The following is a 25,949-nucleotide window of genomic DNA, read 5'->3' as shown; positions in this document are numbered from 1 at the left end:
CACGCTAAATACGAAAATTGCATAAGCCTGAGTCCCTCGCCTCATGCCCGCGGCACAATGGCTGCTATTTTCAAACATGGAAATATTTATGGGCTGATACTGCTCGTCACTCGCTAATGGCAAAGCAATTCCTGCACCTAGCGGTATATCGGGCGTATTTAATACTCAAAGCGAGCCTGGCTTACATTCTTCTTCGGTAACTCAAGCGCATACGCAACCTGACATTGCTGGTCGGCCGACTCAACACCATCTGATGAGCAGAGAAGCACTACTCTCCACGCAACCATTCTGTTACCCTGCCGCACGGCCCTAGGTCGGTACCTTGGAGAGTCAATACTTTGATACCGATGGCATACCGTGAGAGGCTGATCTCGGCATATCCTGAAAATTACACACCGGCTCTCCTTCACTGTAAAAAACTTCTCAACGACAACATGTCTCTTGATGCCAGGCGTTCATTGATAACTCATGGTGAATGTCGCCATTGCGTTTGCACTGCCAGCTCGGACGGTGTCGGTACTGACGTACTCTATGGTGAACGGAATCGATACATATCCTGCGGCTGAGGCCGTGCCAACATGAATCTGATTCGGATTGCCTGCCAGAGCCGAGTCGGGGCCGTAACGAACCACCGACGCATTGTGTCTTACCCGATAACCGATGCCTCTGGCACTTGATCCGGGAGTTAGCGACAGTATGTCTGAATCATTACCGGAATTACTGGAGTCCGTGAGCGTGACGTTCAGTCCAACTGCCGAATTACAGTTGATTCCAATGACAAATGGCGTGCGACCATAGCTCGAGCCCACGGCAGGGAAACTTTCAGTGGAGGCTGCGGGCATGGATACGTTGATATTGGGGGTGGTGGCTTCGCAAGTACCCGCCGTCACGGATGCGTTGTTGTTGTTCAGGCTAAGCTGTGCGGTCATGGCATCGCCGTAATACTCGGCGCCCAAAATCACCGGCAGTTGTAGCTGGCCGCTTCTCACCGGCCCTGTATAGATCAACTGGACACGCCCCGCCCCGGACTGCGGCCCATAGGCGATCCCAGCACCGGATCGATCAGTACGTGCAGGATGCGTTAATACCCTACCCAGCTCATTTACATAAGCCCGAATACCAACTCCTTGCACAGCCGTTTGGTAGACATTCGGAAGACTTGTTGCTTGCAAAGGAGCGAGAGGCCAGCGGACTTCTGTCACTGTAAAGCAATGACTCCGAGGCCTGGACGTGCCCGGAACCCATTGACTATCCCAAAGAATATCCCCAGGAGAATAGCGGGCATTGACTGGGATGGATAAATTATCAGGCAAGGTGACATTTATGTAAGAGGTTTCACTCTCGAGTATGCAGTTAGCAGAGGCAGATTGTGTGAACGACATCAACGAAAGCATCGCACTGCCACCAAGCAGAATACTCAAGCGAGTCTTGATTTCCAACACGCCGAAAAACGCGCGACAAACTAATTTTAAATAATGCAAGCTTCTAATCTCCCACTTCACGTCCGCGGCATAACCCGATGCCGATTTCGAAACGCGAGAATTCCATTTAATCCGATACCCATGTGTTTCAATGCTCACTCATCGCAACAGGCATTTCTGTACGCGGCGGTGTGCAGGGCGCGCTGAGGTGTTCGAAACGAGTTCGGCTTACATTTTTCTTTGGTGGTGCCAAGGTATAGAAAACCTGACATTGCTGATCGGCAGACTCCCCCCACCTGATGATCAGCGACCCACTGCCGTCGAGGCCACGAGCGATCACCCTGCTGCCCTGTCCGACAACCCCGACGCTGGTGCCTTCAACCGTCGATACTTGAGTACCAAAGGGTACTGAAACACCTTTCGGAAGTTGCAAGTCGATAACGGCTGCCTGACCGCTGACCGTTTCAAATTTCTTGACTACGATGGCACCCGCTGTAGGCACCAACTCTTTACTGGTCGATCTCAACTCCACATAGGAGGAAGTCCCTTTGGGATCGATTTCGACTCTATTGCGACGGTAGGGTGTCAGATAAGGCACGACCGCATAGCCTCGGCCATCGACTTTCACACCATTTTGAGAGACTACCGAGGCCCCCTGCGCTCCCGGCACCTCGATGATTGCCAGCGTTTCACTGACGGGCTGACCCAGCGTGATGCCGCCAGAATGCCCTACAACAGAACCGCTAACCCCTAAAGAAGCCTGTCGATAGTCCTCACCACGCCCCAGTGAAGCGTTGAGCATGCCATTGGAGCCCCGGTAACTCCCATGTGCGCCAACAGCACCGTTGTCATTGTGATCCTTGGTTGCGCTGGTGCCCCATGTATATTGGTTATTCGCACCTGCCGTTCCATTCAGAACGCCTCGAACCGTTGATCCTTTGTCGCTGAAACTGGCAGTGGAGGAGGCAGTCGTACGACCGCCGATCGGGATCGAGAGCGTTGCATAAACCTCGTTATTGCCCTTGCCTTGGGAGTCGGTGGAACGCATAGCCGACACCGAATAGCTCAAATGGCGAAGGCTCCCGTTGTAGCCCAGCTGGTACTGCGTGGAAGGTTTTGAATGGCCCCAGTAGTTGCGCCGAATTCCAGTCATGAAAATCGATCCCTTGTCGCCCAGGGATTGGTTCAGCGTCAATTGCATGGTGCTGCGCTGGCGCTTTAACTGAAAGTCCCAATCCTTGTATCTGTCCAATGAATAGCTGGCCTCGCTTTCACCATCGGAGCGCGTATCGACGGAGAATCTCCTGCGTTCGTCGTTCATCGCCAATACGGCATCTGAAAGGTTGTAAAAGCCACTGGTGGAATAGCGGTAGGCTGCAATCGAAACGGTACTACCAGTCTCTGGTAGTGTCTTACTGAATGACAGGCGTGCGCTCTTTCCTGTCTGCGTTCCAGCACCAGCAGTCGAATGCGAGGGAAGTTTGGTGGTCGCATGGGCGACATCAAGGCCGAATGCACCGACAGGCGTGTTCATGGCCGTTCCGATCATCGGCGAATGATAGCCGCGGGTGGCTTGCAATCCGGCGTAGGCGGTGAACATGTTGCTCAACCCGTGCTCGTAGGTGAATTGCCCCACTGGTTGATCTGATTTGGTATCGAACCCATCACGATACTGTCCTATCGCTGCGCTATAGCGGTAGGCCCCTGGTCGCAGTAGACGAACGACCGAAGAGTAAGGTACTGAAAATTTGCGAACTTGGCCGTCGGCCTCGGTGACCTCCACGTTTAGGTCGCCGCCGTAACCAGACGGATAGAGGTCCTTGATTTCAAAGGGCCCAGGCGCCACGTTCGTCTCGTAGATGGTGTAGCCATTCTGCGTAACCGTCACCTTGGCGTTGCTATTTGCCTGCCCGCGAACCACGGGAGCATAGCCGCTGAGGGAATCCGGCAGCATCCGATCATCACTTGAAAGTTGTGCACCGCGCAGGGAAAACGAGTCGAACAAATTACCGTTGCTCGATAGATCACCAAGCGTCAATTGGGATTTGAGCGCCTTTATATCTCGCTGGGCATACAGTTGGCGATTTTGCCAGCGGCTATCGTCATCGTTCCGCTCATACGAGGAAATCGAGCGCAGACGCCAATCCCCCAGGTTGAAGCCAGCTGTCAAACCAAGGTAATTTTGTGTGCCGCTTCGCTGCCGACTGCTGTAGAAACTGTTGTAGTTGTAATTTAGGAGCCCAGCGGTAACGCCCCTGTCCCATTGGGAGGGATCGACATATCCCTGGACATTACGGCGTAAATAAGCCTGTGGCACGCTAATATTCAGCCGATGCTCAGCGCTATCATAGTACACACTGGCCAGGTCAACGCTGGCTTCGAGATCGACACAGGACTGCTGCCCCCCCGGAGCAATGCTCGGAAGTTTGAGCACGTCCACACCGATGCGCCCCAGTAATTCATAAGTCAGACACGGTGTTGCACTCTCTTCGCCCGGTAGCAAGTAAAAATCGACCATGTCGCGGCCAATCGCTATGTCGTTGGCAACAATGTCCAACGAATAAGTTCCCGGCTCGACCAAATGGCCTCTTGAAAATTTCGCAAGCTCGCTGGCGCCAACTCCGCCCTGCAGAAATGACTCTTCGAATTCGTGGTTTTCCCTGGCATTCGCATATTGACTGGCGACAATCGATAGCAATGAAAAACCTAAACGATAGACACTGCGAACTATGCGTCGTGAACCTGACACATTCGATAATTCATTCATAGAAATCCTGGAGATGACTGCAGAGCCTTGCTCTTGAAAGCGTCCCTATAATAAGAGAATCACTCGTATTATTTTCTTGAGCCGTTACGGCTGTAAGTCGCTATAGACCACCCGGACTGCACCAAAATCGTCAATCGCCGACAGTCTTACTCTGGCTCCCCTGCTTGGTCGCTCGTTCAGTTTTAGACTCAGCGCTTGCAACGGAGCAACCATGCCCTCTCCTACCTGAGTGAGCTTGCCGTTTGCATCCAAGGCCACTTCACTCATAGAGACGTGATAAGGCGTAGGATTCGAAGCTTTGAGGTAAGCGACACCATGGTCTTCAACTATGGACCAGGTCATTTTCGCTGGAGCTTCGATTGACCTTCCCTGAAGCCTATCAGGCCGAAAGAAAAGTTTGATTCTGGTACGCAGCGCGACTTGCACATAGTTCTCCCCCTCTTTGGCATTAGCTTTCGGGGGAATTTCCAGCACATTAAGGTAATAGATCGACTCACGATCGCTGGGCAGTTGCTCACCGGTATACATCAGTCGCAATGTTTGACCTTGGCCTGGCTCGACCCGGGCCATGGGTGGCATCAACATGAATGGAACTTTGAGCTGACTGGGATCTTGATTGATCTCGCCGTCATCAATCCAGGACTGAACAATGGACGGGCTTGCTCCATTGTTGACAAGCCTTACACTGGTTTCGGCATCGCTGGCGTTGTAAACCACTCGTGTATTGCTCAAAACGATTGTCGCGGATGCCGGCAGGGTCATAAGACTGCCAAAGAGCATACCGACGAAAATTGAAAAAAGACGTACTTTTTTTCCCATTGCGCCCTCGAATGACGATCTGAGCCAGGAGGGGAAAACCCCCTCCTGTGCCATCCGTTACGGATAGATGATGCTGTAAGTCACGGTGCTGTTTGCAGTACCAGGCGTTGCGGCACCTGTCGCGTAGTAACCGACGAGATAGTCCAGAGTGGCCGTACCATTCTCGACGGTTGTGCCTTGGATGGTGCTGCTGTCGCCAATTTTGATGACGGAGTTGTCGGGGTTACGCAATTGCAGTTCTACGTTGCTTGCCGCGTCAGCGGCCGGCAACACTTTCAAACGACCAGTGGCGATATTGGTCGTCGCGCCCGCCTCGAAGCCCGCCTTGACAAGACCAGCAGCGGTGCAGTCGCTCAGCGTGATGGTAAAGGGTTTGAACCCGGCTGTTTGACCCGCAGCATGAAGGGTGTTGGTACCTGTGCGATCCAGGTTGACCGTGATATCACCGCCAGCTCCGTTGCCCGTTACGGTGCACGTATTGCCAGTCACCGAGCCATTGATGGTGATCGTTCCGTCGGAGGCCATTGCCGAGCCGAATACCAGTACGGAGGCAGCGGCGGTAAGGGCCAGCGACAAGCTTTTTAGTTTCATTATATATTTTCCACTGATATGTAATTTATGTACTGCATCGGCAGCCACCTCGTAGTGATCGGTCACAGAGTCGACTGCCGCATACAATTAAACTTTGATACAGGTTAGATCTTGAAACTCGCTCAACTATCGATACACCTCCACGCTCGGCAACAGAATCTCATCTCGACATGCAAAATTTGATGCAACTCATTGCAAAAGCAAATCAAGCTCTCAACAACAAGACCCTAAAGATAGAGCCACCGACACGCCTCAAGCGGACAAAAAGTTGATGATTCCTGCCAGAACATTACTTAATAATTGACGGACAACTCGCTAATTCCGCGCACCATCTAAAAATTGACGAAGTCATCTCGTCGGCCAACTTACCCAGATCGAGCGGATTTCTAAAACCTTGAGCGGCGATCATTTTTTATTAGTATCAAGCTGACTCATACGACATCCGTTATCGCACCAAATCAGCCTTTCCTTGATTACCTTTCAGTAAGCAGCGCAATACCTGCGGTTTGCAATCGATCACTCTGATCGATAACAAACTCTGCATGTTCTGCAAAAATTACTGCGCTTGCGGCGGCTATGGCCAAGAAGGGAACAATCCGAGAATTACGGCTTTTCCGCATCGCCATACTTATTTATGAGAGTTGGAGAAATTCAAGACGACACTCAAGATCTTTGTCTTGGCCGTTGTTAACGGTAGTGTCCGCGATGAGAAAACGCTGAATTAACCTGCCGAACCTGCTGAGGCAGTATTTGAAAGTCGGCTGGGTTGTCAGCCCAGCCGGAATGCTCACTCACAATTCTTAAACGCTGCCTGTATGCTATGCGTTGCCACGCTCACGATTCACTCGGCGACTTTCGTGCAGCTTCAGAGATCGTGTGCGGGCCGCCACTCGACCCGGTTACGCCCTGCTCGCTTTCCTCGATAAAGCGCAGAATCCGCCAGTTGCAAACACTCATCAACTGCTTGCGTGCTGGCGAACGAGTCCGAAACCCCAATGGTCACAGTACAACGGATTGACTGCTTTCGATCAGAGCTGCGCAGCTCAAGAGTTTCGATTTCTGCACGCATGCGCTCTGCCAGTTGAAGCACACCTGCTTTGTCAGAACCCAATGCGACCACCACGAACTCCTCGCCCCCCAGCCGGCAAATCAGATTGCCCTGGCGGGCGGCATGCTTGAGCGTATCGGCGACATGGCACAACACCAGGTCACCCGTCTTGTGGCCGTGGGTATCGTTGATACGTTTGAATTGGTCGATGTCGACGATCAGTAGAAAGCCAGGTTCTGCAGTACCGGAGCGAAAGTGTGCTTCCAGAACGTCCATCAGCCCACGCCGATTGAGCAGGCCCGTTAGCGGGTCGCGGGCCGCCAGGCTGCGTAGCTGATCAGTAAGACGGCGTAGCACCAGCCATACCGCGCAGGGCGGCAACACCGTAGCGAGGAATGACATATACAAATAGAAGATTTTCTGAAAGTTGCCGCCCATGTCCAGCGCGGCCAGACCACCGCCAACGATCATCATGAACTTGGCGGCGTTCAGCACGCAGATGCCACGGATAAGCGCGGCAATTACCAGCATTTCAATCCGCAAATCCCTAGCAAAAGTCCGGCTGGCGTGCACCGCTGCACACGACATCAGCAGGAAGAGCAGCGCACAGGAACCGGCCAGCAGCGCATGGCGTGCTTCACTGCCTAGCGCTAGATGCACCAGCACTTGAGCGACTGTGTAAGTGACAGCCAAGGCGAGCAGCGGGCGCAGCACCGGTGTTGGACGCTTGAAGAACCGCATGGCGCCGATGGCATAGGTGACGGGTGCGCACAGCGTCAGGGTGTGGTTGACGACACTCATCGCGCTCCAGCCAGGTGCTCCACCCAATAGCTGAAGCATATAGGCAAGCCCGAGCAACAGGTTACCCAGCGCGAACACGTCCATGCCCATTTTCTGGTCGGCAAGACGTGTGCTGATCACCAAGAACATCACGCAAAAGCACAGCAGGTACACGCAGAGCATGCCGATAATGACGGTAGTGACCATGGAATTCGCGCAGGTGAGAGTACGATTAGGACCGAACACGGGAGGACTGGCAGGGCGTGATCGCTGAAAGATGCCTACCGGGCATTCGGTACAGCCATTTGATGTTGCGAATCGTATTGAAGGCCCGCGTTGAAAGGCATTTGCCTCTCAGTGGCCCGTTGTCGCAGTAGACGAGCGCTTCGGGTTCAAAGCCATTCCAATGCACTCGGATGGCGCAGTGAGAAACCCTAGCAAGCACTCGTATGGCCGGCCTTCAAACACCCAATCCCGCGCCTTGCGGGTCTTGGATGTTTGCTGACCAACTCGCCAGAGCACTATCACCTATCAGAAGCGATAGGTCAGGCCGAGGCTAAACGCCTGGGTTGTCAAATCGGCCCTCCCCCTGATGCCCGCTGCGGCGCTACCCGAACCAGAGGCGAAATCGTAGTCGTCTTTTCCGGAGCGCTGGGCCATGAACGAAGCGCGCTCATAGTCTGTATAACTGTACTCGGCGCGGGCCAGCACGCGATCCGACAAGGCGTGTTCGACGCCGACGCCAGCGGTCCAGCCAAATAGCGTCTCGGAAACGGTTTCCTTACGGTCAGGGCCGAAACAAACAAAGCCTATCGGCCCCCTACAAGTGGTCGTCGCTTTGAGCTGGGTGACCGCAACACCGGCCGCGCCATACAGCAGCGTAGTCGGCGTAACCATATAGCCCAGCCGGCCCCGCAGTTTTGCATCCCAATCGGACTTCAGGGTAGTAGCGGCAGCGGTTGGCAGCACCCCGTCGAAAACAGGGGTCGGCGGTAGGTAGAGGGGATTGGCCGAGGATTCATTGCCGGCATAGCCGGCGGACAGTTCGACGCCGGCAATCACTTGACTACTGATGAGCCAGTTGTAGCCCGCATAAACGCCCGCGTAGGCAGCCCGATCACGCGAGCTACGGGTGAAGTGGCTGTCCATGAGATACGGACCCTCGGTGTCGTAGAGGCCGGTTTGTGCCCAATCGGCAATCAGCGTGCGTTGCCCGATGGACAGGCCGCCGTAGAACCCCTCCCAGCTATCGTAGGCGCTCGCGTTGGCCGGCCCGACAAGGCTCAGCGTGGCGAGGGCGATTAAAAGAGTGGGTTGCAAGCGCATCGTAAGCTTCCTATATAGTTCCAAGACCCTTCCGTGGGCCAGACCAGATAGGCAACGAAACGGGTAACCGTGGGTTATCGTTGTACTGGAAGCGCGACACGTCAGATGTAGCTTCGAACAGTTGCTTATCTGAGCAAATCACTGTTCAAAATTGAGCTGTAACAATAAAGCCATTGATGCTCGCCTAATGGACAAAAAATTGATTGTTCTCGCCAGTCCGGCAGGCGGCGGGTAGTAATCAGATTACAAGGACTGCCCTGTGCCCAGTAAGTCGATACAAATTGTTTCGTATTCCGGCATCAGCCTGCTCGACCTTGCAGGCCCTCTCGACGTTTTTCTTGCAGCGAACATGTTTGCGCCGTCGACCAGACCGCCCTATTCAATATCGGTTATCGCACTGGAAGAGAGAACCGACGTGTTTTCAGGACTGTCATTGAATACCAGCCTGCTCGATGCTGAAACGCCGAAGCCGCATACCCTGGTCATTCCTGGTGGGTTGGGCATTCATGATCTGTGCAAATCCCCGCGTTTCATCGAACTCGTGGCACACATGAACAAGGCGCAGCGCCTGGTTGGTGTGTGCATCGGCACGTTCGCACTGGCAACCGCCGGCAAGTTGAAAGGGCTGAAGGCGACTACGCACTGGTCAGCCTACGACGAGTTGGAGCAGCGGTTCCCTGACGTCTCCGTACAGCGAGGCCCCATCTACATCAAAGATGGCAATATCTGGACGTCCGCAGGCATAACTTCAGGCATCGACCTGGCACTATCTCTGGTTGAACAAGACCTGGGGCACTCCGTGGCACTGGCAGTGGCGAGGCATCTGGTGATGTTTCTGAAGCGCCCCGGCGATCAGGAACAATTCAGCTCGTCATTGAAGTTACAGGCTGAAAGCAGTCACTTTTCCGATCTACACGCCTGGATAACCAGAAACCTCGATATGGATCTGTCGATTTCAATGCTGGCCAACTTCATGAATATGACCGAGCGTACGTTCATTCGCAAATACACGGCGGAAACAGGACGCACGCCGAAGAAGATGGTCGAACAACTGCGCCTGGACGCCGCCCGGCATCTCCTGGTGACCTCGAACAGGCCGCTCAAGGAGGTGGCCTGCAAGACTGGATTCAATAATGAAGCCACGCTGATTCGGCGCTTCACCAAAGCATTTGGCGTGACGCCCAAGGAGCACCGTGAGCACTTTCGAGCCAGTTGAAATTAGCGTGCACCTCACGCGGCAGCACAACCGAGGCGCCATGCACTCGAGCAAACCGACTGGATGCACGTCGGCCCTCGTTTTCCTGAACTAGAGTGCAAGGTGTACAGCCCCATAAAGGGCTGCCCATAGAGAAATGGAGAATCACTATGCCAAAAACACTCATCACTCTGGCTGTCGCCTTGTTCGTTTCTGCGACGGTCATCCCGGCGGCCATGGCAGAAAGCCCGGCCGAAAAGAGCATCCGCGAGGAGGCCCGGGATGTCGAGAAGGATGCTAAACACGATGCCCACGAGGTAGACAAAGGCGAGCATCACAGCGCCGAGGAAATCGACAAAGGCATCGACCATGACAGCAAGGAGCGGCACAAGGCAGACAAGCATATTGACAAGGAACTGAAGAAAGACCTTTAAATGTCAATGGCGGTAATCCGGCAAGCGAATTACCGCCCACCTCTGCTCTTGGACGATCCGGCGATGGCGTAAAATGCCAATCTCAGCGATCTCAACGTGGCAACGCTGTCACTCTTGCAGCCGCCAGAAGCGCTGTTCGCTCTACACGGTCGTCACCATTTCAACGCATACGAGTACATATGGGCCAGCGCCAAACACAGATATTGAAGCAAGATCTGAAAGCCGTTGCAGAAGACCTGCGATGGGTCTCCGTCGACCTGTTGAAGATCGCCGAGCGTTTGCGAGGGACGGAAAATGAGGCGGACGCCTGGGCCATTATGCGCATGGTCGGAGTACTGACCAACGACGAGGATCGGCTCAACAAATATGCGGGCGAGATCAAGGCTGGCCGTATCGTTCGCTCCAAAAGCGCCTGAGAAAATCTGAGGGAAGGTAATCCTTTGGCCTGGAGCGCACAGAGACGAGCGGCGGCCATAGAGCCGCCCACGCCCGTCAGATCGCCTGCGAGGTATTGAGCTGGCTCAACGCGAACAAGGATTTGGCCGATTCGCTGCTGATCACCGGCGTGTCATCCGGGCTTTCCTCGCGCTGCAACTGCAGGAAGGCGCGGAAATCGTCGGCAGGTACGGGAGCAGCGATGCCCTGGAACCAGCCACCTTCGACTCGATACAGCCCGCAGGTGCGACAGTCACACGCCGCGTAAGTGCCCGTTTTGGAAATCAACCAGGCGTCGTCGCCACAGATAAAGCATCTCACTACTGTCACCTCATCGACATGCGTGGGAAATACCGCGTCTGTAATTAGTGACAGAGGCTCTGTGGTGGGGATTCAGGAAACTTTGTAGCTTTTCAGCTGAACGGCACTCCGCGCGCCGAGAATCGACTTGCCACTGTGCAGCCAGCCGCTGGAGAGACCAAAACGTTCGTAGGACGCCATACAACTGCTGACACAGCTATGCGACAATAGCTGCAATCAGGCTTGTAACCCTGCCTTACTGCCCTGCAGCTCGGTCGAAGCGAACGAACGCTGCCCTCAATCTCTGCGCAAATGGCCCCAACTCGACCCTATACCGGATGGCGGCAACCATTAAACCCATGCTCACAGAGCACCTCTCAGGGCTTTACGCCTAACTGGGCGCCGGGCGCTCCGTGCTATCGTTTTGAGCTCGCTCGAAACGAAGGTCAGGAGACCAGGCTGATGAGAATTGATAGATCTGTTCAGCGAGCGGTGCTCGAAAGGCTGGCCACGGCCTATCCGAGGCAGGTCGATTTCAATGGGCTGGCAGATATTTTCGATGAAAACGAAGACATGGCGTGGTGTTGCAAATACCTGCATGAGCACGGACTGGTGCGCGCAAAAATCACCGACTACATGGACGGCACCCAAGCTGTCCTGTTTGCGCAAATAACTGCAAAGGGCTTGGATTTTCTGGAGGATGACGGCGGGCTTTCCGCGATCCTTGGCGTGGTCACGATCAAGTTTCATGAGGACGCGATCCGTCAGATGATCGAGACACGGATCCTTCAAGCTGATCTGCCAGAGCCGGATAGGCAGGGGATACTCCAAGCTCCCCGGCAAGCTCCCGCCGATTCCATAAAACACCGCACTTCGAGATGATTTCGGACAACCCGACACACAAGGATCGGATCGTTCGAATCGACGAGACCTATATCCAAGTCAAGACTCTGCTGGTCTGGCACGCGACGCGGGTGTGAGCCCGACAAAACAAGGATGTGTATGAGTTACGAGTTTCTCCTCTCGATGGTCGCGGTAATCGCGGCAGGCGCTTGGCACTACGGCTCATCTGGACCCGATAAGCGCGAGAATTTTCGAAGGTGGCTCTCTGAGCACACTAAGCGTGCAAAGCCGGTCGTTGCCAGCTCCGCGCTGCGTCTATTGTTTTTGTGCATGCTTGCAGGTGCGGCAACAATCACCTGGTCTTCAGCTAAAGAAATCTATGAGTTCCGAGTCAGCGCGGAACCGATATCACGCAAAGACGTGTTCATGCTGATACTGAACACATTCAACGTAATCGCGTATGCCGGCGCGTCCGGGGCGTTTCTTCTGCTGGCAGTCAAACCATTTCCCAAGCAGCGAATGCCGCTGATTCTCACTGAGGGCAAGCCTGTCAGAATCTGCCTGCGGGGCTCGACTGACGCCGAGGCGCTGAAGAAAGCCTTGCATGAAGGAATCACCGTAACCGTCAGCATCGACAGTAAGCGGCAGGTTCACATCGAGGCAGACAATCTGGACGGCATCTCTCTGAGCCAGGTACCCGATGCCTCAGCCACGCCCAATACGATCAAGGACTGATGATGCTCCGCCGCATAGCCATCGTTTCAACTGCACTCCTCCTTACTGCCTGCACGAACATCGAGCACAAATCACCTGAAGTCCGGGAGCAAATCAAGCGAGACCTGAAGATCGACCAGATTGTCGATACCGCGCTCACTAGCTTCTGCTGGCTTGCCATTGATGGAGTTGCCAGGTGCAAATATACGCCTGGGTATAGCGTTCTCACGCCTGATAGCCTGTATCTAACGGACTATGAAAAAGGGGCTTTCGTGCAGAAAGACGTCATCAAAACTGAGGACGTGAAGTGCATCAGTGATGCTGACGGACAGAATTTCTATGTCTTCAAAGACAAGCTGGCCGTGTCGCTGATCCCCTATACCGAAGTGCACAGAGCTCCCCTGGAAAACAATCCGGAATACCGCGCCAAAGTGATCAAGATGCTGCTCAGCAATGGTCAGCCATACCTGACAGGTAAAGATGCGACGATCACCAGAGGGACCGGCCGGAAGGAATACGGCGTCCACAATGTCTACGCCCCTAGCGGTCCTGTTCCCATCGTGGTTGGCTCAGAGGTGATACAGATTTTCAGCCCCTGTCCATGATTTACCAGATGATTATCAATCAGTAACGAATTACTCAAAGGATTTCCAGCGTCTTAGCTGGCCGCTCAAGGATCGACCATGAATCGCAAACTCGTCATATACCTGCTCAGCGCCGCCACCCTGTTCGGCCTGGTCGCCTACAAGGCCGTCTACATTGACCGCGACCCAGAAAAGCTGGCCGCTGAAGCACTGGAGAGCGCTACAAAGGTAGCGGAGGCAACTGCCTTCATGGTGAACAGGGAAGCGCCAAACATGGTCGACGACGAAACCCGCCTCGAAAAAGCTGAGGCAGGGCCAGGTGCCCTAGTGACCTTCCATTACACGTTCATCAACTACGACGGAGATGAATTCCCCGAAGACGCGGTAGCTGAAATGCGCTCTGATTTGATGAATCACACTTGCACCGACGCGGAGCTCCGTAAGACCCTGAACGGGGGCCTGACATACGACTACGTGTACGCCAACAACCTAGGCGCGACCGTGGTCACTGCCTCAGTGTCGGCTGATATCTGCCGTGCATCTGGGCTCTGAGCTGCCGCTACGGATTGGGCACCTGGACTGAGGCATTAATTGGCACGGTCCAAGGACATCAGCCAGCTGCTGCCGCATCAGTGGGTACAGATGTAACTCATGTGATCTATTGTCCACTGTGAAACACATGTAAATCACACTTGGTAGGTGAGGGAAATGGATATCCGTCTAGAAATTTTAGCGCTTGAACAGCTGTTGCTAGAGCCGGATGCGAGAAAGAATGATCGACTGCTCAAACAGCTGCTTGCCGAAGACTTCGTTGAGTTTGGAGCTATCGGCAAAAGCTGGACGAGAGCGGAAGTGATCGTGGGACTAAAGTCCCAGACCTGGATCAAAAGAACAATTGAGGATTTCAAACTGCGTGTACTTGCAGATGGTGTCGCGTTAGCAACGTACCGATGCCGTCATCAAAACGCTAATGGCGATGAGTCCTTATCAATGCGTAGCTCTGTTTGGAAAACCTACGAGAGTGGTTGGCACATGGTGTTTCACCAAGGTACGGGGGTCTCCGAGTAGATATCGATACCAACGCTAATGTGCATGAGGCGGTACCTCACACATATGAATCGATTTTTTTGCTGATACGGCTCAATCTAAGTAAAGGTGTACTAGCCGTACGCTTACGACTCGCGCGCTCCCAGTGCATGCCCACAAGAGATGATGGAGCATCGCGGCCGGCCGCATCTCTCAGCCCCGTCAGAACGGAGCCTCATGATTGCTGCGATCCGCTTTAGTGCTGCCTTCGACAAGCGTCATTGCCAGGTCGCCACACGACTCTCGCTGCAGGATAACTGAGCCCGTTTCTTCGAAGCTCCTTTGCAAACTGCTCGGGACATCCAGCCACTCTATGACCTCGTCGTACTCGGCCAGCGACTATTTATACCCGGTCACACTGTGCCGACCGAGTACTTCACCTTTCAGCACCATTGCGCAGTTGGCCAATGACTATAATTCCATCTGCACTTTTTACAACCTGTTCGGGCGTAAGGTAATGGCCTGGCGCCAATAGCAACTCATCTTCAGAATCTAACCGGTCTTCGCTCTCGCCAAGAGCTACTTTGGCAGCATTCACACTCATGCCAGCAGCGTTGCTAGACTTCATATAAAACAGCACAGATCCGGTATTGCAGTTCCCGCTTTCAAGTTCTTTTTTCAACTGCCTCCTCAGCACTTCGTTCTCCATATCGCTCTTGGTCAAGTCCACAACGTATTCCGGCTCGCCCATTCCGCTGCTCGCCATCCGCCCCGAGAATTGCATGGCTGCGTGGTAGGACGATGTCGTACTCAAGAAGCCATTAAAGTTGATGCACTCCCCGTCAAGAATTGCATTGAGAAAGCGCCCACCTTGTAGCTTTGTAGTTACCGCATCTTCAGAACTCGTTGCCCCCTTCAACAAGGGAACCCCATCAATCTTCGGGGCATGCTGCAAAATATCTTTCAACACTTGACTTGGCGCCTGCAGCGTATCTTCCAAACGCATTCTAAGGGCGTCCATTTCCTCCTCAAGCTCGCACATTCCAGTAAACGCGCCATAATGATGTCCAAACTCCTCGACGAATTCATCAATGTCATTCGATTGCTCACCCTCATCAGGTGTGAGGTGACGTAGAAATTGAGGCAGCGATTCAAATCCCATTGCAGCCAAGTTCATGAAGAAATTGTCGCCGTACGCCTGCTGATAATAATCCAAGGCTTCAGCCAGTTCGCTTTTATGAGCGCGAGACAAAGAGCTGACATATTCCCGGCTTTGGGTATGAATCATGGTGCGAGAATTGGGCAAATCGTTCAGCGTCATTCCCTTGATAGAATCTGCCATTGCTTGAGCGTGTTGCCTCAAGTATGCCTTCTGAGCAAGCAAATGCCTGGCATCATTGACACTTAATTGCTGACGACCTCTTTGTTGAATCTCTCGAGAGGCGGGCGCTTCGAAAGATGACGTGAAACCAGCTCTGCTCACAGGTTTTAGCTGCACCGGCATACCGCTGACGGAGATAATCCCCTCACCAGGCTGCTCGAGCCTGGCTTGTGGTTGCGCGATTTGTAATGGCTGATGTTGGCCACGCAATAAGGTCAGACTAGGGTTGAAGTGCGGGTTGCTGATAGGCGTTGGCATAGGTGATCCATTCAACTGGTTGCTCTTCAGCTAAGTGGGCGCCAGTTCCATCCGGTTCCATGCCATCGATTGTTGCCATCTAATACCAACACCATCAAAACGGAACTGCTTCCTTATCAGCTGGCTGTAGCTGCAATACGCTTTTTTCCACCGAACACCGAAGCCATATCACCTTGCTTCTCCCACTGTAGAATCACCGAGCCTGCCTCGTCGAAGTCCATCTGCAACCCGCCTATAGCTGCCAGCTGATACATCACCTGACCCCACTCCGCGTCGCCGTCGGTTTCCAACCGATGTATCCGTACGCGCTTGCCCAGCCATGCCACCGGCAAATCGACCATCGCCAGCACTCCGCGCGCCAATTGATATGAGCCTGTGCTGATCGACGCCATATCTTGTGCCTCTGCTGCTTGCCTACCCATGCCGCCCTCCTGAATTCTTTGCCTTACCAATTCCGCAATCCGCGAGCACCTAAAACGGCGCCTCTTCCTCAACGGGCGCCACCGCCTCGCTACGCTCTGCACCATCCTCTGGCTCGCCGGCTTCCCAGGTAATCACCGCGTGCTCCTCTACATCGAAGGCCAGCGCCAGGCCGTCGGTATCCGCCAGCAGCGTCATGATCCCGTCCCAGGCCTCATCGGTGTCCGTTTCCAGGCGGTGAATCACCGCCCTCCTCTCTAGCTGCGCCTGTGGCGATCCGATCATTGCCGACACCCGCAGGCCTACGCATCCATGATCACGAGCAGGCCGAGGCACAGAAGCGCCAGGCTGCAAAGGCCCAAGCCAAGGAAGCGGCGGCACCGGTTGCCCCGGCCAGTCAGCCGGAGCCCGCAACGCAGGCTCAGCAGTCAGCGCCAGTTACGCATGCAGCGCATTCCCCAGCCGCTGCCGTCGACGATGGCCAGCGCATCAAGCTCGGCGACATCAACGGCCGGTTGCGCTCCAACCTGACCGGCGACTTCCCCCGCTCAATCGGCTTCGAGGCCGTTGGCCGTTAGCGTGCCGCCGTCTTGTATCGCGCCGCAGACTTCCCGGCAATCTGCTCGGCGCTGATCAGCCATATCCAGCAGGCTCAGCAGAGCCGCATCGCTGCGTGAGGTGCCTATGCTTGCAGCAACCAGCATCCAACTCCGCGCTCCCGAGCGCGACGAACTGGCAGCCCTGCAGGAGCAGTTCCTGGCCTCTGGCGGCCAGGTCGACAAGCTGGCTATCACCGACCGCCTGCCCGAACCCGTCGGCAAGCTGCGCGACCGAGTCCGCACCTAGCTGCACCAGCCGGCGCGAGCTCGACCGCAAGGACAATGACCTGGCGCAACGCGCGGCAGCACTGGCCGCGACCGGCCTGGGCTCTCAGCACATTCGCAAGAATGTTGGGACTTGGACCCGTAGCGTTCGAGCAGTTCATGGCGCGGCACGGCATCCCGCTTCCTGGATCGAGGAGCGTTTGATGGCCAAATCCGCGACCCGACGAAAGCAGGAGCAGCGGGAGCGCGACAAGCTGGCCGAAGAGGAACGCCTGGCCAGGCTGCTGTCGTGCACCATCAAGCTCGACCTGTTCAAGGCCACCGATGCTCAGCTGATCCGCTCCATGGAGCGGCTGGGCATCGAGGAGCCGCAAGACCTCATCAGCCGTTTGATCTGCGGCGCCGACTGCTTTGATGACGAAACCCTGCTCGAAATCACCGATATGTGACATAGAGGTGTGACATGTACGGGCGCGCGTGGGCTAATCGACACTGCCCTGCTGCTGGGCATCGGCTTCCAACGGACTTTAAAATCCAACTGGCACTCAGCTTCGCCTGACCAACCTGAGGAACATTGCATACCCAATCATGTCACCAACCGTATTCAGGCGACGACCGCAGTCATATATTCGATGCTCGATGAAAGCGGCTAGGTCGACTTCGCAAAGATCATTCCTTTTCCAGGTGAATGGCCCTGGGATGACGTAAGCGAGGCAGCCCAAGCCGCGGCGGATATTGCGCTCAACGTGCCGCTTCACGAGAACGTCACGATCGCCAACTGGCAGGCCAAAAACCGCGAAAGCTCCAGCATTGCGGCTCTGCCCGAACGGGATTTCGAGCAGTTCATTCAGATGCTACGCAACTTCCGAGCAACCGGCTTCATGCATTACCTGTCTTTCACCCGGGAGAACTGGGGTACCAAGTGGAATGCCTATGAGCAGGAAATCGACGCAGCAGCAGGCAAGGTCAAATTTGACACAGCTTGGAGCTGCCCTATCCCGGTTTTACAGGCACTGAGCGCCAGCCATCCGACTGAGCTGATCGAAGTACAGTTCGCCGATGAAGACCTCGGTAGTAACTGTGGAACCATCCATTTCAAGGCAGGTGAGATAGTGCATCACGACGTTTCGCCCGGCTGGCAGCAGCTCAACGAGGAGGGTCAGAAACGCTGGGAAGCCTTTGCCTATGAGGTTAAAGGGTACGACCCGGAAGACGACCAGTGGTGACCTCGCCATACTCACCCAGTCCCACTGCGCTCGCCATCGCGCGCGACGAAATCCAATAATCGGAAAACGTGGCACGGCGCTTCATCGAAGAGAGCGAGCTGCGGCGGGATTCCGAGACTGATGCCGCGGCTCAGGCCAGACGTACCAACGCCTCGCTGTGAGCCTCGCCAATCTCCCTGATCGCGTTGGTTACATGGGGATGCCCGACATGCCGGAGGGGGGGTGTTGCCGAGCAGGAGCGTTCCGGCGTGATCAGCCAACTCCTTCTCATCCCAGCCCTTGTGCTTAGCAGCCGATCAAGGCAATGAGCGCCTGCTCCAAAGCGATTTCACGATCTGTAGCCATCACACCTCCTAGATCCGGCCTCATGCCGGTTAACTGTAATAGCCCACCCACACCAATCCGCCACCGGCCTGTCCCCGCAGCCGACGGCGAAGCTATGCCCATAACTGAGGTATCCGCCACGCCGATTCGCGTTATTCACCATATCGACAAAAAACCGGACGGAACCCCAGCGGTGCTGCATCACGCCCCAGCCGAGCGGCCTGCTGGCGAGCTAATTGAAGGCGTGCTGGGCCGACCTCAACGAAAATTACAACGCCAGGCAGGGCAAAGCCTGGGGCTTCTTCCATGAAGAATCCGGCGCGTACCCCTTCAGCCGCTGGCTGAACGAATACCTGCAGCAGTCGTTGTCTTTCATCGATTTCAGCCTTGACGCGGCCGTGCACTTGGCCAACCTGATGGAGGAATCGAACCTCACCACCGGTGGCTAAGTGTTCTTCGCCCACTACCAGCAGGGCACGACGGACTACCTCGCGATTGCCCTTCTCCACCATGCCGACGGTGTAGCTCTGGATGATTCGCTGCAGCCGGTACCAGCCAAGCAGCTCGACCTGGGCCAACTGCATCTGGCATCGCGTATCAACCTCAGCGAGTGGCGCGACAACAAGCAATCGAAGCAGTACATTTCGTTCATCAAGGGAAAGAACGGCCGCAAGGTGAGCGATTATTCCCACGATTTCATTGGGTGTCAGGAAGGGATCGACGCGCCAACGCTGCTCAAGGCTTTCAGCGATTCGTCGAAGCCGAGGATCTGCCGGAAGAGCATGCACTCGCCCAGGCCAAGATAAGCGAGCCGATCACCCTGGACGAACTGTCCGAGGTGCCGGATGAAGATCGCCCGAAGGCCTTCTACGACCACATCCGCAACAAGGACTACGGCCTGTCGCCTGAGATACCGGCGGACAAGCGAACGCTCTCAGGGCTCCGGATTTCAGAGGCGCTCGCGCTTAGGTGAGAAGACATCAACTGGGGACAGCGCAGCGCTCACTTCCGTCGCACGGTTGCGCTGGGCCAGGAAGAAGAGAGAACGAAGACGGGCCATGAACGGTTCGTGCTGCTGAATCAGAGGGCTCTCAGAGCGCTGTGGTTCGCCAAGGCATACGCTGATCGCCGCCTGCTCGGCATCGGGCGTATCAAGTCGACGCACTACATATTTCCACCGTCGAAGGGCCAGGAATACGTTCGACTAACCTCCAATATCCACTACAAGTGGCGCCCGACCCTGAATGACCTGGGCATTCGCTACAGGCGGCCATATAACTGCCGTCACACGTATGCGACAATCTGCTTAATGTCGGACATGAAACCCGCCTTTATCGCCCAGCAGCTCGGCCATTCCGTGCAGATGCTGCTCTCCACATATGCGCGCCGGATCAACTCAACCTCGGACTGGGGGGAGATGAGCAAGCTTGATATTGGTATCAAATCGGTATCGATTCAAGAAACGCGCAGCTAAGTTACTGATAGGTAAGCACTTTGATCTCCACCGCTAATATCACCATGCAGTTCGGCGCCAAGCCGCTGTTTGAGAACGTTTCCGTCAAGTTCAACAACGGCAACCGCTACGGCCTGATCGGCGCCAACGGCTGCGGCAAGTCGACCTTCATGAAGATTCTAGGTGGCGACCTCGAGCCATCCGGCGGCCAAGTGATGCTCGAACCGAACGTGCGCCTGGGTAAGCTGCGCCAGGATCAGTTCGCCTACGAAGAATTCAACGTGATCGACACGGTCATCATGGGTCATGAGGAGTTGTGGAAGGTCAAGGCCGAGCGCGACCGTATCTACTCGCTGCCTGAAATGAGCGAAGAAGACGGCATGAAAGTCGGCGAACTCGAGGGCGAGTTCGCCGAGATGGACGGTTACACCGCCGAGTCCCGCGCCGGCGAACTGCTGCTGGGCCTGGGCATTCCGCTGGAACAGCATTTTGGTCCGATGAGCGAAGTCGCGCCCGGCTGGAAGCTGCGGGTGCTGCTGGCCCAGGCGCTGTTCTCCGATCCGGACGTGTTGCTGCTCGACGAGCCGACCAACCACCTGGATATCAACACCATCCGTTGGCTGGAAACGATCCTCACAGCGCGCAACAGCACCATGATCATCATTTCCCACGATCGTCACTTCCTGAACTCGGTCTGTACCCACATGGCTGACCTGGATTACGGCGAACTGCGCCTCTTCCCAGGCAACTACGACGAGTACATGACCGCCGCGACCCAGTCACGCGAGCAGCTGCTGGCCGACAACGCCAAGAAGAAGGCGCAGATCTCCGAGCTGCAAAGCTTCGTCAGCCGCTTCTCGGCGAACGCCTCGAAGGCCAAGCAGGCAACCAGCCGCGCCAAGCAGATCGACAAGATCCAGCTGGCCGAGGTCAAGCCGTCGAGTCGCGTCAGCCCGTTCATTCGCTTCGAGCAGACCAAGAAGCTGCACCGCCAGGCCGTGACCATCGAGAAGCTCAGCAAGGCGTTCGATGACAAGGTGCTGTTCAAGAACTTCAGCTTCACCGTCGAAGCTGGCGAGCGCGTGGCGATCATCGGCCCCAACGGGATCGGCAAGACTACCCTGCTGCGCACTCTGGTTGGCGAAATGAAACCGGATGCCGGTGCGGTGAAATGGACGGAAAGCGCCGAAGTCGGCTACTACGCCCAGGATCACGCCCACGACTTCGAGGACGACGTGAGCCTGTTCGACTGGATGGGCCAATGGACCACCGGTGAGCAGGTCATTCGCGGCACCCTGGGCCGCATGCTGTTCTCCAACGACGAAATTCTCAAGTCGGTGAAGGTCATCTCCGGTGGTGAACAGGGCCGCATGCTGTTCGGCAAGCTGATCCTGCAGAAACCCAACGTACTGGTGATGGACGAACCGACCAACCACCTGGATATGGAATCCATCGAAGCGCTCAACCTGGCGCTGGAAAACTACCCGGGCACGCTGATCTTCGTCAGCCACGACCGTGAGTTCGTCGGTTCCCTGGCCACGCGTATCATCGAACTGTCGGACAACGGCGTGACCGACTTCAGCGGTACCTACGACGACTACCTGCGCAGCCAGGGCATCATCGTTTGATCGACTGAGCCAGTGTGACCAGAAGCCCCGTCATCCGCTGGATGGCGGGGCTTTTTGTATGGGCTGATAGTAGCGTCGCAGGTTGCAGCCTGCGGACCCACCGGTGGTAGCCGATAACGGATTTCCCCCTGTGGGAGCGGCTTTAGCCGCGAGGCTATCGGCGAACGCAAGGCTTATCGCGGCTGAAGCCGCTCCCACATTTTTGCAGCGTGCCTCTCGGCATGTCCTGCACACCCATATGTGCACCGCGCCTGACGGCGTAGCCTGGGTTGAGCATCGCGATACCCAGGCTACCGAATCGAAAGAACCAGGCTGCAGATACAAAAACGCCGCTCAATCGAGCGGCGCTTTTGGGTTACGGCTGAATGATCAGGCTGATAGTTCGACCAGCAGCTTGTTCAGGCGCTGCACATAGGCGGCCGGATCCTTCAGGCTATCGCCTGCTGCCAGGGCCGCCTGGTCGAAGAGGATGTGCGACAGGTCGCCGAAACGATCTTCGTCCGGCTCGGCGTCCAGCTTCTCGATCAGCGGATGGCTGGGGTTGAATTCGAAGATCGGCTTCGAATCCGGCACCTTCTGCCCGCTGGCCTCGAGGATCTGGCGCATCTGCAGGCCCAGGTCCTGTTCGCCGATGGCCAGAATGGCCGGCGAATCGGTCAGACGATGGGAAACGCGAACCTCGGCGACCTGCTCGCCCAGGGCGGTTTTCAGGCGTTCGACCAGGCCTTCCTTGCTCTTGGCGACTTCCTCCTGGGCCTTCTTGTCTTCTTCCGAGTCCAGCGAGCCCAGATCCAGATCACCCCGCGCCACGTCGATGAACGACTTGCCGTCAAACTCGGTGAGGTAGCTCATCAGCCACTCGTCGATGCGGTCGGTGAGCAGCAGCACTTCGATGCCTTTCTTGCGGAAGACCTCCAGGTGCGGGCTGTTCTTGACCTGCGCGTAGGATTCGCCGGTGAGGAAGTAGATCTTGTCCTGGCCTTCTTTCAGGCGGCTGACGTAATCGCCCAGGGAAACCACCTGCTCGCCCTCGCCTTCGGCGGTCGAGGCGAAACGCAGCAGCCCGGCGATTTTTTCCTTGTTGGCGAAGTCTTCCGCCGGGCCTTCCTTGAGGACCTGACCGAAGTTCTTCCAGAAGGTCTTGTACTGCTCGGGCTCGTTCTTGGCGAGTTTCTCCAGCATGTCGAGCACGCGCTTGGTCAGCGCCGACTTCATGGAGTCGATCACCGGATCCTTTTGCAGGATTTCGCGCGAAACGTTCAGCGACAGGTCGTTGGAGTCGACCACGCCCTTGATGAAGCGCAGATACAGCGGCAGGAACTCGTCGGCCTGGTCCATGATGAACACGCGCTGCACATATAGCTTCAGGCCGCGCGGCGCTTCACGCTGGTACAGGTCGAACGGTGCGCGGCCCGGCACGTACAGCAGGGAGGTGTACTCCAGCTTGCCTTCGACCTTGTTGTGGCTCCAGCTCAGTGGATTGTCGTAGTCGTGGGAGACGTGCTTGTAGAACTCCTGATACTGCTCGTCGGTGACCTCGGTGCGCGGGCGCGTCCAGAGCGCGCTGGCGCGGTTGACCACCTCCCACTCCGGCTCGGCGGGCTTGTCCTTCTCTTCGCCGTGGAATTCTTTCGGCAGCTCGATCGGCAAGCCGATATGGTCGGAGTACTTCTTGATGACGTTGCGCAGGCGCCAGCCATCGGCGAACTCTTCTTCGCCGCTCTTCAGGTGCAGGACGATACGGGTGCCGCGCTCGGCTTTCTCGACGGTGGCGATCTCGAACTCGCCTTCGCCCTTCGAGGCCCAGTGCACGCCTTCGCCGGCGGCCAGGCCTGCGCGACGGGTGAACACTTCGACCTTGTCGGCGACGATGAAGGCCGAATAGAAGCCCACGCCGAACTGGCCGATCAGGCTCGAATCCTTCTTCTGATCACCGGAGAGGTTCTTCAGGAAATCGGCGGTGCCCGACTTGGCGATGGTGCCCAGGTGCGCGATGGTCTCTTCGCGGCTCATGCCGATGCCGTTGTCTTCGAGGGTGACGGTCTTGGCGTCCTTATCGAAGCTCACACGGATCTTAAGCTCCGAACCGCCCTCGAGCAGTTCGGGCTTGGCCAGCGCTTCGAAACGCAGCTTGTCGACGGCGTCCGATGCGTTGGAGATCAACTCGCGCAGGAAGATTTCCTTGTTGGAATACAGCGAGTGAATCATGAGGTGCAGCAGCTGCTTCACCTCTGTCTGGAAGCCCAGGGTTTCTTTTTGAGTTTCCACACTCATGGTCATCTAACTCCACATTGATGGCTAAGCCGCGGTACGGCGGATGACCATCAGGTGGGGGCGGCGTGGAAAAATTCAAGTCATTCGTCGACGCGCTCCACGTGCACGACATTGGCCGGCAACAGGGTGAAGCGTGCTTCGCCCGAACCATTCAGGCGTTGACGCAGCACCAGCTGGCCCTGTTCGTCGATACCGGCGAACTGGCCCTGAACCGCCGTGCCCTTTTCGCTGAACAGGCGCATGGGCTGGTTGACGTAGTGCTGCGGCTCGGCGAGCAACCGCGCCAGAGTCAGCTCCTGGCGAGGATCCGGCTGCGCCGATGGTGCGTTTACCGCAGCCTTGGGCGCGGCGGCGATCGGCGCAGCCTCGGATGCCTCTGGCAATTCCGGGAAACGGTCATCGTCGATTCGCCAGCCAAGTTGCGGATGTTTGCTCAAGCGCACCGGAACGCGCTGTTCCTGGCCGCCCACGCGCGCCTGTACGTCGAGCGCCAGATTGCCGGTGGTCACGTCGTGCAGCGGCAACGGCGCGAGCTGGACGTCACGGGTGGCGAAGCGCCGCTGCAGGTAATCGGTGATCAGGTAAGCCAGGGTGTCGCGTGAATCCACAGTACGGTCGACCTGGCCTTGCTGGTAGCGCAAGCCGTTGCGAAACAGCTCGACTTTGCCGGTCAGAGTGGTCTGGAACTGCGCCGGCAGCACCAGGTGAAATTCACCTACCAGGCGGTTCGGTTGCTCGGGGTGCAGGTCCAGATGCAGCGTATAGCCGCCCTTGAGCTGACGTGCTTCGGGCAGATCCTGATCGGGCAACAACCAGCTCAATTCGATTTCCGGCAGTTGCCCGGGATCATCGGGCAGCACATCCAGGCGCAAACCATCGACGCCGACCGGCAGGCCGCGAATACTGAGCTCGCGACGCGCGAAAAAATCCTGGCCTTCACGCAGGCTGAGCACGCCATCGACCAGTTCGCCTTCCTGGGGCGTGAAGGGCTCGCCGTTGAGCTGACCGTGCAGCTGGATATTCAGTTCGCCGGCGGCTGGCTGCTCGGGCTTGAGCCACTGCAGTCCGATGATCGCCTCCAGGCGTTGCGGATCCTGCCCGGCCATCACCGCAAGCCCGACGATCAGCGGGATCATGCCCAAAGCGCAGCAACCCAGTGCATGCTTGGCACGTCGCCAGTGCCGCACGATGAACAGCAGCGTCAACGGCGGCAACAGGCAGGCCCACCCCCACAGCAGGCTGGTGGCGAAACCGCGCATCACCAACAGCACCAGGCCGACGAGGATCAGCAGCAGGCCGCCCAAGATCAACAACGCATCCATTCGATTTCCTTAGATCAGTAACCGGCGTCGATCAACCGCGCAAAGAGCGCAACGATAATGATCGCCGCACTCGGGTTCCATCGACGCGTCGAGCCTTTTCGCTTTTCGTGGCAGGCCCTGGATTGGTGCTTGCGCCTGCTTGGATGAAGCAAAAAAGCGCATCGACGCAAAGGCAGTGAACTTATCGTGCCCTCGACGCCTCGAAAAACGGTAATGGTCTTTACCCAAAGGAGAAACACCACCATGCAAAAATCAGTCGCTTACGCCTTCATGCTGGCTGCCACGCTGGGCCTTGCGGCCTGTGACAAGCCGTCCGAAAACAAAGCTCAAGATGCTCAGGAAGCCCGTACTGAAGCTCAAGAGTCGATGAACGACGCTGCTAAAGAAAGCAACGAAGCTGCACAGAAAGAAGCAGAGGCCGCTCAAGAAGCCGCCAAAGAGCAACAGGAAGAAGCTCAGACTCCACCAGCCACTGCCCCGGCCGAGCCTGCAGCCCCTGCAGAACCAGCCGCGACTGACGCGCCAAAGCAGCAATAAGCTGACAGTTTCACGTTAC

27 protein-coding genes and 2 pseudogenes are annotated in these 25,949 nt (G+C 56.2%); 17 read left to right on the top strand and 12 right to left on the bottom strand.

Going from position 1 to position 25,949, the window contains the following annotated elements; all coding sequences use genetic code 11:
* Window positions 1–455: 455 nt before the first annotated feature.
* From BVH06_RS25010 to BVH06_RS00875, 6 genes are all read right to left on the bottom strand, one after another.
* Complete coding sequence (locus BVH06_RS25010) at window positions 456–1,580, bottom strand: fimbrial protein (protein WP_139315526.1); 1,125 nt, start codon at window positions 1,578–1,580, stop codon at window positions 456–458.
* Window positions 1,570–4,188 carry a fimbria/pilus outer membrane usher protein gene (locus tag BVH06_RS00895; RefSeq protein ID WP_083651802.1) on the bottom strand — a complete coding sequence of 873 codons (2,619 nt, stop codon included), beginning with the start codon at window positions 4,186–4,188 and terminating at the stop codon, window positions 1,570–1,572. Before BVH06_RS00895 ends, BVH06_RS25010 begins: the two co-directional genes overlap by 11 nt.
* 84 nt (window positions 4,189–4,272) lie before the next feature.
* Entirely contained in the window at window positions 4,273–5,007 is a 735-nt protein-coding gene (locus BVH06_RS00890; RefSeq protein ID WP_075932856.1) for a fimbria/pilus periplasmic chaperone, read from the bottom strand.
* Window positions 5,008–5,064: 57 nt separating this feature from the next.
* The gene (locus BVH06_RS00885; RefSeq protein ID WP_218189097.1) at window positions 5,065–5,664 is read right to left on the bottom strand and encodes a fimbrial protein; all 600 of its coding nucleotides are present in this window, start codon (window positions 5,662–5,664) and stop codon (window positions 5,065–5,067) included.
* Between the two features lie 799 nt (window positions 5,665–6,463).
* Window positions 6,464–7,633 (bottom strand): GGDEF domain-containing protein, encoded by a 1,170-nt coding sequence (locus tag BVH06_RS00880; protein ID WP_075932855.1) that lies wholly within the window; start codon window positions 7,631–7,633, stop codon window positions 6,464–6,466.
* Window positions 7,634–7,957: 324 nt separating this feature from the next.
* A complete protein-coding gene (locus BVH06_RS00875) occupies window positions 7,958–8,752 on the bottom strand; it encodes an outer membrane protein (RefSeq protein ID WP_075932854.1) in 795 nt (264 codons plus the stop codon).
* Window positions 8,753–9,011: 259 nt separating this feature from the next.
* Between BVH06_RS00875 and BVH06_RS00870 the strand changes: the two genes are divergently transcribed.
* From BVH06_RS00870 to BVH06_RS00860, 3 genes are all read left to right on the top strand, one after another.
* Window positions 9,012–9,968 carry a GlxA family transcriptional regulator gene (locus BVH06_RS00870; protein WP_075932853.1) on the top strand — a complete coding sequence of 319 codons (957 nt, stop codon included), beginning with the start codon at window positions 9,012–9,014 and terminating at the stop codon, window positions 9,966–9,968.
* Between the two features lie 149 nt (window positions 9,969–10,117).
* The gene (locus BVH06_RS00865; protein ID WP_075932852.1) at window positions 10,118–10,381 is read left to right on the top strand and encodes a hypothetical protein; all 264 of its coding nucleotides are present in this window, start codon (window positions 10,118–10,120) and stop codon (window positions 10,379–10,381) included.
* A gap of 179 nt (window positions 10,382–10,560) precedes the next feature.
* Window positions 10,561–10,797, top strand: coding sequence for a hypothetical protein (locus BVH06_RS00860; protein ID WP_075930134.1), 237 nt, complete (start codon window positions 10,561–10,563; stop codon window positions 10,795–10,797).
* Between the two features lie 76 nt (window positions 10,798–10,873).
* Here the strand turns inward: BVH06_RS00860 and BVH06_RS00855 are convergent, their stop codons facing one another.
* Complete coding sequence (locus BVH06_RS00855) at window positions 10,874–11,137, bottom strand: hypothetical protein (RefSeq protein WP_075930133.1); 264 nt, start codon at window positions 11,135–11,137, stop codon at window positions 10,874–10,876.
* Window positions 11,138–11,578: 441 nt separating this feature from the next.
* On the opposite strand from BVH06_RS00855, the gene BVH06_RS00850 reads away from it, so the two are divergent.
* The 6 genes and pseudogenes from BVH06_RS00850 (at window position 11,579) to BVH06_RS00830 (ending at window position 14,325) form a co-directional block, all read left to right on the top strand.
* Complete coding sequence (locus BVH06_RS00850; protein WP_075932851.1) at window positions 11,579–11,998, top strand: hypothetical protein; 420 nt, start codon at window positions 11,579–11,581, stop codon at window positions 11,996–11,998.
* Window positions 11,986–12,096, top strand: a pseudogene (locus BVH06_RS25945) (Cro/Cl family transcriptional regulator); the annotation flags it as partial. The gene BVH06_RS00850 and the pseudogene BVH06_RS25945, both read left to right, overlap by 13 nt.
* A 22-nt stretch (window positions 12,097–12,118) precedes the next feature.
* Window positions 12,119–12,694, top strand: a complete 576-nt coding sequence (locus tag BVH06_RS00845) for a hypothetical protein (RefSeq protein ID WP_075932850.1) — start codon at window positions 12,119–12,121, stop codon at window positions 12,692–12,694.
* A 2-nt stretch (window positions 12,695–12,696) separates the two neighbouring features.
* Window positions 12,697–13,278 (top strand): hypothetical protein, encoded by a 582-nt coding sequence (locus BVH06_RS00840; protein WP_075930130.1) that lies wholly within the window; start codon window positions 12,697–12,699, stop codon window positions 13,276–13,278.
* Between the two features lie 78 nt (window positions 13,279–13,356).
* Window positions 13,357–13,809 carry a type II secretion system pilot lipoprotein GspS-beta gene (gspS2, locus tag BVH06_RS00835; protein WP_075930129.1) on the top strand — a complete coding sequence of 151 codons (453 nt, stop codon included), beginning with the start codon at window positions 13,357–13,359 and terminating at the stop codon, window positions 13,807–13,809.
* Between the two features lie 156 nt (window positions 13,810–13,965).
* A complete protein-coding gene (locus BVH06_RS00830; protein WP_075932849.1) occupies window positions 13,966–14,325 on the top strand; it encodes a DUF4440 domain-containing protein in 360 nt (119 codons plus the stop codon).
* Window positions 14,326–14,719: 394 nt separating this feature from the next.
* Here the strand turns inward: BVH06_RS00830 and BVH06_RS25005 are convergent, their stop codons facing one another.
* The 3 genes from BVH06_RS25005 to BVH06_RS00815 all read right to left on the bottom strand — a co-directional run bounded on the left by BVH06_RS25005 (window position 14,720) and on the right by BVH06_RS00815 (window position 16,627).
* Window positions 14,720–15,922, bottom strand: a complete 1,203-nt coding sequence (locus tag BVH06_RS25005) for a hypothetical protein (protein WP_139315525.1) — start codon at window positions 15,920–15,922, stop codon at window positions 14,720–14,722.
* Between the two features lie 116 nt (window positions 15,923–16,038).
* Window positions 16,039–16,344 (bottom strand): DUF1654 domain-containing protein, encoded by a 306-nt coding sequence (locus tag BVH06_RS00820; RefSeq protein ID WP_075930127.1) that lies wholly within the window; start codon window positions 16,342–16,344, stop codon window positions 16,039–16,041.
* Window positions 16,345–16,393: 49 nt separating this feature from the next.
* Window positions 16,394–16,627: a DUF1654 domain-containing protein gene (locus BVH06_RS00815; RefSeq protein ID WP_083651795.1), complete on the bottom strand. Its 234-nt coding sequence runs from the start codon at window positions 16,625–16,627 to the stop codon at window positions 16,394–16,396.
* On the opposite strand from BVH06_RS00815, the gene BVH06_RS25000 reads away from it, so the two are divergent.
* The 7 genes and pseudogenes from BVH06_RS25000 to BVH06_RS00785 all read left to right on the top strand — a co-directional run bounded on the left by BVH06_RS25000 (window position 16,627) and on the right by BVH06_RS00785 (window position 21,797).
* Window positions 16,627–16,920: a hypothetical protein gene (locus BVH06_RS25000; RefSeq protein WP_083651793.1), complete on the top strand. Its 294-nt coding sequence runs from the start codon at window positions 16,627–16,629 to the stop codon at window positions 16,918–16,920. The two genes, BVH06_RS00815 and BVH06_RS25000, sit on opposite strands and share 1 nt — an antisense overlap.
* Before the next feature lie 106 nt (window positions 16,921–17,026).
* Window positions 17,027–17,188, top strand: coding sequence for a hypothetical protein (locus BVH06_RS25665; RefSeq protein WP_168172870.1), 162 nt, complete (start codon window positions 17,027–17,029; stop codon window positions 17,186–17,188).
* 181 nt (window positions 17,189–17,369) lie between these two features.
* Window positions 17,370–17,615: a hypothetical protein gene (locus tag BVH06_RS00810; RefSeq protein ID WP_075932848.1), complete on the top strand. Its 246-nt coding sequence runs from the start codon at window positions 17,370–17,372 to the stop codon at window positions 17,613–17,615.
* A 297-nt stretch (window positions 17,616–17,912) separates the two neighbouring features.
* Window positions 17,913–18,392 (top strand): hypothetical protein, encoded by a 480-nt coding sequence (locus tag BVH06_RS00805; protein WP_256575101.1) that lies wholly within the window; start codon window positions 17,913–17,915, stop codon window positions 18,390–18,392.
* Window positions 18,393–18,831: 439 nt separating this feature from the next.
* Window positions 18,832–19,662, top strand: a pseudogene (locus BVH06_RS24995) (nucleoid-associated protein); the annotation flags it as partial.
* Between the two features lie 123 nt (window positions 19,663–19,785).
* On the top strand, window positions 19,786–20,190 hold the full coding sequence (locus BVH06_RS00790) for a hypothetical protein (protein ID WP_075932845.1): 405 nt from the start codon (window positions 19,786–19,788) through the stop codon (window positions 20,188–20,190).
* A gap of 20 nt (window positions 20,191–20,210) precedes the next feature.
* Window positions 20,211–21,797: an ABC-F family ATPase gene (locus BVH06_RS00785; protein WP_075930119.1), complete on the top strand. Its 1,587-nt coding sequence runs from the start codon at window positions 20,211–20,213 to the stop codon at window positions 21,795–21,797.
* Window positions 21,798–22,166: 369 nt separating this feature from the next.
* On the opposite strand, the gene htpG is transcribed toward BVH06_RS00785, so the two are convergent.
* Complete coding sequence (gene htpG, locus BVH06_RS00780; protein ID WP_075932884.1) at window positions 22,167–24,071, bottom strand: molecular chaperone HtpG; 1,905 nt, start codon at window positions 24,069–24,071, stop codon at window positions 22,167–22,169.
* A gap of 80 nt (window positions 24,072–24,151) precedes the next feature.
* A complete protein-coding gene (locus BVH06_RS00775; protein ID WP_075932844.1) occupies window positions 24,152–25,393 on the bottom strand; it encodes an MFS transporter in 1,242 nt (413 codons plus the stop codon).
* A 243-nt stretch (window positions 25,394–25,636) separates the two neighbouring features.
* Here BVH06_RS00775 and BVH06_RS00770 point away from each other — a divergent pair, with 243 nt between their 5' ends.
* A complete protein-coding gene (locus BVH06_RS00770; RefSeq protein ID WP_075930117.1) occupies window positions 25,637–25,930 on the top strand; it encodes a hypothetical protein in 294 nt (97 codons plus the stop codon).
* Window positions 25,931–25,949: the final 19 nt, after the last annotated feature.

It is taken from the genome of Pseudomonas sp. PA27(2017), assembly GCF_001945445.1.
Taxonomy (GTDB): domain Bacteria; phylum Pseudomonadota; class Gammaproteobacteria; order Pseudomonadales; family Pseudomonadaceae; genus Aquipseudomonas.
The sequence above is the reverse complement of the archived record's forward strand: the minus strand, read 5'-3'. Positions and strand labels throughout refer to the sequence as shown.